This is a genomic window from Pseudomonas sp. GW821-FHT07G06, from assembly GCF_058986625.1.
Genome location: NZ_JBYSVW010000001.1, coordinates 152,583 through 164,323, shown reverse-complemented (window position 1 = coordinate 164,323; position 11,741 = coordinate 152,583). Strand labels below are relative to the sequence as shown.

The 11,741-nt window shown below is 65.0% G+C and carries 3 protein-coding genes; all 3 read left to right on the top strand.

Annotated elements, in window-relative coordinates:
* The first annotated feature begins 165 nt into the window (after nt 1–165).
* The 3 genes from AC3WJW_RS00605 (at nt 166) to AC3WJW_RS00595 (ending at nt 11,736) form a co-directional block, all read left to right on the top strand.
* Nucleotides 166–1,338, top strand: a complete 1,173-nt coding sequence (locus tag AC3WJW_RS00605; RefSeq protein ID WP_493724785.1) for an MFS transporter — start codon at nt 166–168, stop codon at nt 1,336–1,338.
* A gap of 186 nt (nt 1,339–1,524) precedes the next feature.
* Nucleotides 1,525–2,259, top strand: coding sequence for a thioesterase II family protein (locus tag AC3WJW_RS00600; protein ID WP_493724784.1), 735 nt, complete (start codon nt 1,525–1,527; stop codon nt 2,257–2,259).
* Between the two features lie 243 nt (nt 2,260–2,502).
* Nucleotides 2,503–11,736 carry an amino acid adenylation domain-containing protein gene (locus AC3WJW_RS00595; RefSeq protein ID WP_493724783.1) on the top strand — a complete coding sequence of 3,078 codons (9,234 nt, stop codon included), beginning with the start codon at nt 2,503–2,505 and terminating at the stop codon, nt 11,734–11,736.
* Nucleotides 11,737–11,741: the final 5 nt, after the last annotated feature.

Below are 11,741 nucleotides of genomic sequence, written 5' to 3'. Positions count from 1 at the left end.
AGACAGTTGCTCCCACATTGGACGGCGTACACAAATCAACTGTGGGAGCGAGCTTGCCCCGGGCGGCGTTCCGACGAAGGGGCCTTCACATTCAACCAACAATTCCACGCTTCCCCCGCAATCAGCCGTTATGGCACCGTGCAGTCCCCTGATGAGACCTGACCCATGGCAAACCCCTATCGCGAGTTGTTCAAAGCCCCCGGCAGCGGCGCATTCGTGCTGGCCGGCATGCTCGCGCGCATGCCGATTTCCATGACCGGCATCGGCCTGATCACCATGCTCTCGCAGTTGCAGGGCGGCTACGGTCTGGCGGGCGCGGTGGCGGCGACGTTCGCCCTGGCCACGGCCTTTTGTGCGCCGCAGGTCTCGCGGCTGGTGGATCGGTATGGCCAGGGGCGGATTCTGCCGGTGGCGGCGCTGCTCGGCGGCGGAGCGCTGTTGCTGTTGTTGCTGTGCACGCGGTTGCAGGCACCGCACTGGACGCTGTTTGTCTTCGCCGCGCTGGCCGGTTGCATGCCGAGCATGTCGGCGATGGTGCGGGCCCGCTGGACCGAGGTGTATCGCGGCCGCCCCGAGCTGCAGACTGCCTACGCCCTGGAGTCGGTACTGGATGAAGTCTGCTTCATCGTCGGGCCGCCGCTTTCCGTTGGCCTGTGTGTGGTGGCGTTTCCCGAGGCCGGGCCATTGGCGGCCTTGCTGGCGCTGGCCGTCGGCGTCACCGCGTTCGTGTTGCAGCGCAGCACTGAGCCGCCGGTACATCCCCACGAAGACCACCATCAAGGCTCGATCATCCGCTCGCGCGACATTCAATTGCTGATGCTGTTGATGGTTGCCATGGGCACCATCGTCGGTGTGGTGGACGTGGTCAGCGTGGCCTTCGCCCAGCAGCAGGGTCAACCGGCGGCGGCGAGCATCGTACTGTCGGTCTACGCCATCGGCTCGTGCCTGGCCGGGCTGGCCTTCGGCGCACTGCGTTCGAAAGTACCGCTGGCGCGCCTGTTCCTGTACGGCGGCGTGGCAACGGCGGTGACCACCTTGCCGTTGTTGCTGGCGACGAACATTCTCGGCTTGTCGCTGGCGGTGTTTGTCGCGGGGCTGTTTTTTGCCCCGACGCTGATCGTCGCCATGGCCCTGGTTGAGCAGATCGTGCCACCGGCCAAACTCACCGAAGGCCTGACCTGGCTGGTCACCGGGCTGAGTATCGGCGTAGCGATCGGCGCCGCCGGCTCCGGCTGGCTGGTGGACGCCTTCGGCGCGCGCAGCGGGTTCTGGCTGGCGATTGCGGCGGGGGCGGTGGTGCTCGGCTCCGCGATCCCGAGCTATCGCCATCTGAAATGAAGATCTGACTGCGGGGCATTTCCTTGTGGGAGCGAGCTTGCTCGCGATGGCGCAGTATCAGTCGGCATCATTGGTGTCTGACACGCCCCCATCGCGAGCAAGCTCGCTCCCACAGGGTTATTCATATGGCTAATTCTTTGGGCACCTCATCCGTTCTCCAAGCAAACAACCTTCGAGGAAATCCCGGTGACCCCGCTGACATTGCTGTGCCTGCCCTATTCGGGCGCGAGTGCCATGGTCTATTGCCGCTGGCGGCGCAAACTGCCGGAATGGCTCAAGCTGCAACCGGTGGAATTGCCGGGGCGGGGCGCGCGCTATGGCGAGCCCCTGCACACCGACATACGCCGCCTGGCGCTGCAACTGGCCCACGAACAGAAGGCCACGCTCAAGGCGCCGTATGCGTTGTTCGGCCATAGCATGGGCGCGCTGCTGGCCTGCGAGATGGCCCACGCGTTCCGCTCGCTGGGTTGCCCTGAACCGGTCGCGCTGTTCGCCTCGGGCACCGCCGCGCCGACCCTGCGCGCCGACTACGACCGCGGCTTTGCCCAGCCGAAAACCGATGCCGAGCTGATCGAGCAATTGCGTACCCTCAACGGCACCAGCGAAGAGATCCTGGCCAATGAAGAGTTGATGAGCCTGACCCTGCCGGTGCTGCGCGCGGACTTCCTGCTGTGCGGGCGTTTCGAACCAGTGCAGCGCCCGTTGCTCAAGTGCCCGGTGCACGTGCTCGGCGGCAAGGCCGACCGCGCCACCACCGAGCAGTTGATCGGCTGGAGCCAGGAAACCCGTGGCAGTTTCTCGGTGGACATGCTGGCCGGCGGGCATTTCTTCATCCATGAGCAGGAGGCCAAGGTGCTGCGGGTGATCAAGGACCAGCTTGAGGGGCATCATCGGCGGCATGGGTTGATGGCTGTGAGCTAACCCTATTCTGAATTCACCACAAAACCTGTGGGAGCGAGCCTGCTCGCGAAAGCGATGTGTCAGACACCATTGATGTCGACTGACACGCCGTCTTCGCGAGCAGGCTCGCTCCCACAGTGGTTTTCATTGCGCTGTTTTCCGCGCTTCGCCTTTCGCCTGATCCGCTAATTTTTCCCGTCTGCATTCGTTTTATAGGGACGACGCGCCCTTGCGCCTGCTGCCTACTGATGCGGATGCCGATAGATGAATGCTGAAGACTCCTTGAAACTTGCTCGCCGGTTTATCGGGTTGCCCCTGGAAAAGCGCCAGATGTTCCTTGCGGCCTTGCACAAGGAGGGCGTGGATTTCGTCCGTTTCCCGATCCCGGCCGGCATCGAGGCCGAGGATCGCCAGGCGTTGTCGTACGCCCAGCAACGCATGTGGTTCCTCTGGCAGTTGGACCCGCACAGCGGCGCCTACAACCTGCCGGGCGCGGTGCGGCTGACCGGGCACTTGAACCTGTCGGCGCTGGAGCAGGCGTTCGCCAGCCTGGTGGCGCGGCATGAAACCCTGCGCACGGTGTTCCAGCGTCAGGCCGACGACAGCTTGCAGCAAGTTCCGGCCACGGCACCGCTGCTGATCGAACGGGTGGATTTCAGCGCACTGCCCGCCGAGGAACGCGAACGGGCCGTGGCGCACACCGCCGAGCAGCAATCGATGCTGCCGTTCGATCTGGCGACCGGTCCGCTGCTGCGGGTCGCCTTGCTCAGGCTCGCCGAACAAGAGCACGTGCTGTTGCTGACCCTGCACCACATCGTCTCCGACGGCTGGTCGATGAACGTGCTGATCGACGAATTCATCCGCTGCTACGACGCTTTCGATGCGGGCATGCAACCGCAGCTGACAGCGTTGCCGATCCAATACAGCGACTACGCCCTGTGGCAGCGCCGCTGGCTGGAGGCGGGAGAGCAGGCGCGGCAACTGGCGTACTGGCAGGCGCAACTGGGCGATGAACATCCGGTGCTGGAATTGCCCCTGGATCATTCGCGCCCGGCCATGCCGAGCTATCGCGGCACCCGCTACGAATTCGCGGTCCAAGCGCAACTGGCCGAACAACTGCGCAGCACCGCGCAGAAGCACAACATCACCCTGTTCATGCTGTTGCTCGGTGCCTTCAACGCGTTGCTGCATCGCTACACCGGGCAGACCGACATCCGCGTCGGCGTGCCCATCGCCAACCGCAACCGTGCGGAAATCGAAGGCCTGATCGGTTTCTTCGTCAACACCCAGGTGCTGCGTACCCAGCTGGACGGCCAGACCCGGGTCGACGACCTGCTGCGCGCCGTCAAGGAAACCGCCCTCGGCGCCCAGGCCCATCAGGACCTGCCGTTCGAGCGCCTGGTTGAAGCGTTGAAACTGGAGCGCAGCCTCAGTCACACGCCGTTGTTCCAGGTGATGTACAACCACCAGCCGCACGTGGCCGACATGGCCTCGGTCAGCACCGCCTCCGGCCTGGTCCTGGGCAGCATCGACTGGCAAAGCCGCACCACTCAGTTCGACCTCACCCTCGACACCTGGGAGAAGGGCGGCAAGCTGCACGCCGCGCTGACCTACGCCAACGACCTGTTCGAAGCCGACACCATCGCGCGCATGGCCCGGCACTGGACGCGCCTGTTGCAGGCGTTAGTCGATGACTCGACGCAAAAAATCGGCGAGTTGCCGATGCTGAACGCCGATGAGCAACAGGTGCTGGTGCAGGACTGGAACCGCACCGCCGAGGTCTATCCCGTCGAGCAGTGCATGCATCAGCTGATCCAGGCCCAGGCCCGACGCACGCCCGAGGCAACTGCGCTGGTGTTTGGCGAGCGCCGGTTGAGCTACGCGCAACTCGATGCCCGCACCAACCAACTGGCCAATTACCTGCGCGGGCAGGGCGTTGGCCCGGATGTACTGGTGGGGATCTGCGTCGAGCGTTCGCTGGACATGGTCATTGGCCTGTTGGCCATTCACAAGGCCGGGGGTGCCTACGTACCGCTGGACCCGGAGTACCCGGCCGAACGTCTGGCCTACATGATCGACGACAGCGCGATTGGCCTGCTGCTCACGCAAAGCAATCTGCTCGGTGCGCTGCCCACCGACGGCGTCAAGGTCATCACCCTGGACCGGCAGCACGACTGCCTCGACGGCTACAGCGACGCCTGCCCGCAGGTCGAGGTGCATCCGTTGAACCTGGCCTATGTGATCTACACCTCCGGCTCCACCGGTAAGCCCAAAGGCGCCGGCAACAGTCACGTGGCGCTGGTCAACCGCTTGTGCTGGATGCAGCAGGCCTACGGGCTCGATGGCAGCGATTCGGTACTGCAGAAAACCCCGTTCAGTTTCGACGTGTCGGTCTGGGAGTTCTTCTGGCCGCTGATGACCGGCGCGCGTCTGGTGGTGGCGCCACCGGGCGCACATCGGGAACCGGCGCAGTTGATCCGCCTCATCGCTGACCACGGCATCAGCACGCTGCACTTTGTGCCGTCGATGCTCCAGGCGTTCATCCACGAACCGGGCGTCGAGGCGTGCACCGGCCTCAAACGCATTGTCTGCAGCGGAGAAGCCCTGCCGCTGGATGCGCAATTGCAGGTGTTCAAAAAGCTGCCGGGTGCCGGGTTGTACAACCTGTACGGCCCGACCGAGGCGGCCATCGACGTGACCCACTGGACCTGCGTCGACGAAGGCGCCGACAGCGTGCCCATCGGCCGGCCCATTGCCAACCTGCGCACCCATGTGCTGGATGCGCAATTGCTTCCGGTTCCGGCCGGCGTGGCGGGGGAGCTGTACCTCGGCGGCGCCGGGCTGGCGCGCAGTTATCACCGGCGTCCGGCGCTCACCGCCGAGCGCTTCGTGCCGTGTCCGTTCCACGACGGCGCGCGCTTGTACCGCACCGGTGACCGTGTGCGGCAGCGTGCCGATGGCGTGATCGAATACCTCGGTCGTCTCGACCATCAAGTCAAATTGCGCGGCCTGCGCATCGAACTGGGGGAGATCGAAACCCGCCTGATGCAGCACGACCTGGTACGCGAGGCCGTGGTGCTTGTGCAGAGCGGCAAGCATCTGGTGGCGTATCTGGTGCTGGAAAATACCGATGCCGATGCGCAGTGGCCGCAAACCCTCAAGGCCTGGCTGCTCGGCAGCCTGCCGGAATACATGGTGCCCACGTACCTGATGCCGCTGGATGCCTTGCCGGTGACCGCCAACGGCAAGCTCGACCGCAAGGCCTTACCGCCACCGGACGCCGCGCCGCAACAGGCGTTCGTCGCACCGCAGGATGCCATGCAAACCACGCTGGCGCAGATCTGGCAGGACGTATTGGGCACGCAACCTGTGGGCCTCGAAGACAACTTCTTCGAACTCGGCGGCGACTCGATCATTTCCATCCAGGTGGTCAGCCGCGCCCGTCAGGCCGGCATTCGCCTCAGTCCGCGGGATCTGTTCCAGTACCAGACCGTGCGCAGCCTGGCATTGGTCGCGACGCTGGACAGCCGCAGCAACATCGATCAAGGCCCGGTCAGCGGCGAGGTGATCCTGACCCCGGCGCAGCATTACTTCTTCGACCAGGCCATCGCCCAGCGTCAGCACTGGAACCAGTCGCTGCTGCTGACGCCCCGGGAAGCGCTGGATCCGCAAGCATTGGAAAGGGCGCTGGTCGCCGTGATCAACCACCACGACGCCTTGCGCCTGCGTTTCATCGATGGTGCCCAAGGCTGGCAGCAACGCCATGGGCCGCAGGTCGAATCCGCTGGCTTGTGGCTGCGGCGGGCGTCTTCGGCCGAAGCCCTGACTGCACTGTGCGATGAAGCGCAACGCAGCCTCGATCTGGCCAACGGGCCGCTGCTGCGCGCCTTGCTGGTCAACCTCGACGATGGCAGCCAGCGCCTGCTGCTGGTGGTCCATCACCTGGCGGTGGACGGCGTGTCGTGGCGGGTGTTGCTCGACGACTTGCAACAGGCTTACCGGCAAGTGGCGCTGCCCGAGAAAACCAGCGCCTATCAAGCCTGGGCCGCGCACCTGCAACAGCAGGCCGGCACCTTGTCTGGGCAAATGCCGTACTGGCAGGCGCAGCTGGCGGATGCCCGGGACCTGCCGTGTGAGCAGCCGCAGGGCAGCTTGCAGCAGCGCCACGGGCACAAGATCGAATCGACACTGGATGCCGAGCTGACCCGTCAATTGCTGCAACAGGCACCGGCGGCCTATCGCACCCAGGTCAATGACCTGTTGCTCACGGCGTTGGCGCGGGTCATCTGCCGCTGGAGCGGGCAGGGCTCGACGCTGATCCAGCTCGAAGGCCACGGCCGCGAGGACCTGGGCGACGACTTCGACCTGAGCCGCACCGTCGGCTGGTTCACCAGCCTGTTTCCCGTGCGCCTGCAACCCGAGGCCGGGGCGGCGAATTCGATCAAGTCGATCAAGGAACAACTGCGCGCCATTCCCGGCAAAGGCCTGGGCTATGGGTTGCTGCGCTATCTTGGCGATCCGGCGCAGCGCCAGGTTCTGCAAGACCTGCCGGCGCCTCGCATCACCTTCAACTACCTGGGGCAGTTCGACCGTCAGTTCGATGAGGCTGCGCTGTTCATCCCGGCCGCGGAAAGCGCTGGCCAGGCCCAGGGTGACGATGCGCCGCTGGCCAACTGGCTGACCGTGGAAGGCCAGGTGTATGGCGGGCAGCTCTCGCTGCAATGGGGTTTCAGTCGTGACATGTACGCCGAATCCACGGTGCAGCAACTGGCCGATGCCTACACCGAAGAGCTCAAGGCACTGATCGAACATTGCTGCGCGACAACGCCAGGCCAGGCCACACCATCGGACTTCCCGCTGTCGCGCATCACCCGGGCACAACTCGATGCCTTGCCTGTCCCGGCGCCGGCCATCGAGGACGTTTACCCGCTGACGCCGATGCAGCAGGGCATGCTGTTCCACACCCTGTACGAACCCCAGGCCGAGGCTTACATCAATCAATTGCGCCTGGACATCCAGGGGCTGGAGCTGGCGGCATTCGGCCGGGCCTGGCAGGCGGCGATCAACCGTCACGACATCCTGCGCAGCAGCTTCCACTGGCTGGGGCTTGAGTGCGCGCACCAGGTCATTCATCGCCAGATCGACCTGCAACTGCAAGTGATCGAAGCGGCCGACCTCGACCTCGATGCGCTGGCCGCCGAAGAGCGCAGTCGCGGCTTCGAACTCAGCGCCGCGCCGTTGTTCCGCCTGGTGCTGGTGCGCCGAAGCCCTGAAGACTGGCACCTGATCTACACCAGCCATCACATCCTCATGGATGGCTGGAGCAACGCGCAATTGCTCGGCGAAGTGATTCAGCATTACGCCGGCCAGACGCTGGCCAGGCCGTTGGGGCAATACCGCGATTATCTGGGCTGGATTCAACAGCAGCCGCTGCTGGCCGCCGAGCAGTTTTGGAAGCAAGCGCTGGCGCCACTGGAAACGCCGACGCTGCTGGCGCAAGCCTTGCCGACACCGGGCGAAGGGCACGGCATGGGCGAACATCAATTGACCCTTGAGAGCGCCGCGCTACAGCGCCTGAGCGATTTCGCCCGCCAGCAGAAAATCACCCTCAACACCTTGCTGCAAGGCGCCTGGGGTCTGCTGTTGCAGCGCTATACCGGCCAATCCTGCGTGGCGTTCGGCGCCACCATGGCCGGACGCTCCGCGCCGCTGCCGGGCATCGAGCAGCAATTGGGACTGTTCATCAACACCTTGCCGATCATTGTCGCACCGCCGACAGGGCAGTCGGTGGCCCAGTGGCTCAACCACCTGCAAGCACTGAACCTGAGCTTGCGCGAGTTCGAACATGTGCCGCTGTACGACATTCAGGGCTGGGCCGGGCAACAGGGGGCGCTGTTCGACAGCCTGCTGGTGTTCGAGAACTTCCCGGTGGCCGAAGCCCTCAAGCAAGGGGCGCCGGCGGGCCTGACCTTCGGCGCGCTGCGCAATCACGAAATCACCAGCTACCCGCTGACCCTCGGCATCGAAGTAGGCACCACCCTGCGTCTGGATTTCAGCTTCGACCGCAGCCGGTTCAGCGCGGCGCAGATCAGCCAGTTGGGCGCCAGCCTGTTGCAGGTGCTGGAGCAGTTCGTCGCACAACCACAGCAGGCACTGGGCGCGGTCAGCTTGCTCGATGCACAGGCTCAAGCAAAGGTGTTGGCTGGTTCGCGTCCGCCCGCGCCACCACTCGACAGCCCGTTGCTGGCCCATCAGCGTTTCGAGCAACAGGCGGCACGCACGCCCGATGCACTGGCGGTGATGGTCGGCGACGAGCGCCTGACCTACGCCCAACTCAATGCGCAAGCCAACCAGCTCGCCCATCGCCTGCGCGCCCAGGGTGTGGCACCGGGGCAGCGGGTCGGCCTGTCGGTGCGGCGCAATGCGCAGATGATCGTCAGCCTGATGGCCATCCTCAAGTCCGGCGCCGGTTATGTGCCGCTCGATCCGGATTACCCGGCCGAGCGCCTGGCCTACATGATCGAAGACAGCGGCATGGATCTGCTGCTGGCGCAACCGGGGTTACTCACCGATGTAGCGCTGCCGCAAGGTTTGCCGCGCCTGGCACTGGAGGCGAGCGTTGACGGTTACTCCACCGAAAACCCGGAAAACCTCGCCAGCGCCGAAGACCTCGCCTACCTGATCTACACCTCCGGCTCCACCGGACGCCCGAAAGGCGTGTGCCTGGCCCACGCCGCGCTGCGCGAGTTTTGCGTGATCGCGGCGGACTATTCACAACTCACAGCGCAAGACCGTGTGCTGCAATTCGCCACCTTCAGCTTCGACGGCTTTGTCGAGCAGTGCTACCCGCCGCTGTGCGTGGGTGCGGCGCTGGTGATGCGCGGGGATGAGTTGTGGGACACCGACACGCTTTATCGGCAGATCATCGCGCACGGCGTGACCCTGGCCGACCTGCCGGCCGCCTACTGGTTCTTGCTGTCTCAAGAGTGGGCTGCGCAACCGCAGCGTGAGAAAGGGCGCTTGCGTCAGGTCCACGTCGGTGGCGAGGCCATGTCGCTGGAAGGCCTGAAGTTGTGGCATGCCGCCGGTCTGGGCGATGTGCGCCTGCTCAATACCTATGGGCCGACCGAAGCCACGGTCGTTTCCAGTACCCACGAATGCACCCTGGCCGATACCCGCAACCCCATCGGCGTGCCGATTGGCCGCGCACTGCCGGGGCGTGCGTTGTATGTGCTGGACAGCGAAGGCCACCTGCTGCCGACCGGTTGTGTCGGCGAGTTGTGCATCGGCGGTGATGCCGGCCTCGCCCAGCGTTATCACCAGCGTCCGGGTTTGAGCGCCGAGCGTTTCATTGCCGATCCGTTCTCTGCCACACCGGGGGCACGGCTGTACCGCAGCGGCGACCTGGCGCGCTATCGCGAGGACGGTGCACTGGAATACCTGGGGCGTATCGATCACCAGGTGAAAATTCGCGGATTCCGCGTCGAACTGGGTGAGCTGGAGGCACACCTGCAAGGCCTGCCGATGATCAGCGAAGCCGCAGTGCTGGTGCACGAAGGTGTCGGCGGCAAGCAGTTGATCGGCTACGTGGTGCCCGCCTCGGATGAACAGCTGGACGCCGATGCGCGGCAACTCACCGACACCGTGCGCCGCGCCTTGGGCGAACGCCTGCCGGACTACATGCTGCCGACGCAACTGGTGGTGCTGGCCACGTTGCCCCTCAACCGCAACGGCAAACTCGACCGCGCCGCGTTGCCGGCCCCGCCAGTCTGGGAGGCGGCAACCGGTAGCGCACCGCAGGGGGCACTGGAAATCCAGCTGGCGCAGATCTGGCAGCAGGTGTTGCAGGTCAATCGCGTCGACCGCGAGAACAGCTTCTTCGAATTGGGCGGGCACTCGTTGCTGGCGACGCAAATCGTCTCGCAGATCCGCCAGCGCATGGGCCTGTCGGTGAGCCTGCGCAGCCTGTTCGAACACCCGCGCCTTGAGGATTTCGCCGCACAGGTGCAGGCGCTGCGACACCGCTGTGAACGCCCGGCGCTGGTGGCGGACACCTCTGGCGAATGCCAGCCGCTGTCCTTTGCCCAGCAGCGCTTGTGGTTCCTGTGGAACCTGGAACCGGATAGCTCGATGTACAACATGCCCGGTGCCTTGCGCCTGCGTGGCGAGCTGAACCTCGACGCCCTGCGTCAGACCTTCGAAACCCTGGTGCAGCGCCACGCGGTGTTGCGCACCACCTTCTACGAGGAAGACGGCCAGACCTGGCAGCGGGTACACCGGCAATTGCCGTTGAGCTTCGAGGCCGGCGACCTGCGGCATCTGCCGGCGCCGGACGTCGAGGCGCAACACCTCGCCCGCGAGGAGGTCGCGCGGCCATTCGACCTGCGCCACGGCCCGTTGCTGCGGGTGCGGGTGCTGCAGGTAGCGGATGACCAGCATGTGCTGTTGCTGACGGTGCATCACATCGTCGCCGATGACTGGTCGTTCCGCGTGCTGATCAATGAATTCGTCACGCTGTATCCAATCCTCAACCGTGGCCAGACCCCGCAATTGCCGGCGCACAGCGTGCAGTACGCCGACTTCGCCAAATGGCAGCGCCAGTGGCTGGAGCAGGGCGGCGAGTTGCAACGCCAGCTCGACTACTGGCAGCAGCGCCTTGCCGAGCCGCAAGCCATGCTGGAGCTACCCGCCGATGGCGACCGGCGCACCGCGCAAGAAGGTGCCAGCGCGCATTTCACCTTCAGTGCCGAACTCAGCCAGCAGTTGCGCGACTTTGCCCAGCAGCGCGACCTGTCGCTGTTCATGCTGCTGCTGGCCGGTTTCACCCTGGTGTTGCGCCAGCGTACCGAGGTCGCTCGGGTGCGCATCGGCACCGATATCGCCAACCGAAATCAAGCCGAGCTTGAAGAAATGGTCGGCTTCTTCGTTAACCAATTAGTACTGCAAGTGGAAGTCGATGGCGGGCAGCCGGCCGCGCAATTGCTGGAGGCCTGTCGCCGGGCGGTGCTGGAGGCTTCGGACCATCAGGACCTGCCGTTCGAGCGTCTGGTGGAGGCCTTGCGCTTGCCGCGCCGGGCCGGCCGTTCGCCGCTGTTCGACATCAAGCTGATTTACCAGGAAGGCGTCGGTCGCTTGCCCTCGATGGACGGGTTGCACGTGGAGGATTTCCCGTCCGGGCGTCAGGCCGCCGAGATCGGCATGGTCGCTGCGTTCTACAACGACGCGCAGCACATCCACCTGAGCTTCGAGACACCGGCCGGCCAGTACCTGCCGAGCACGCTGGAATGTCTGTTCGAACAGATCCGGGCGGTGCTCGAGGCCTTGGTAGGCGCTGAGCCATTGCAGGTCGGTGAGTTGCTGAACCTGGCCAGCGATGTCCAGCGCCGTGCCGACGCGCGCTTGAACGAGCAACGCAAGGCCCTGCTTGGTGGTGCCATGGCGATCAAGCGCCGCTCGGCGAACCGGGACGCGCCGACCGCGCAAACCGCAGCGGACTGATACAG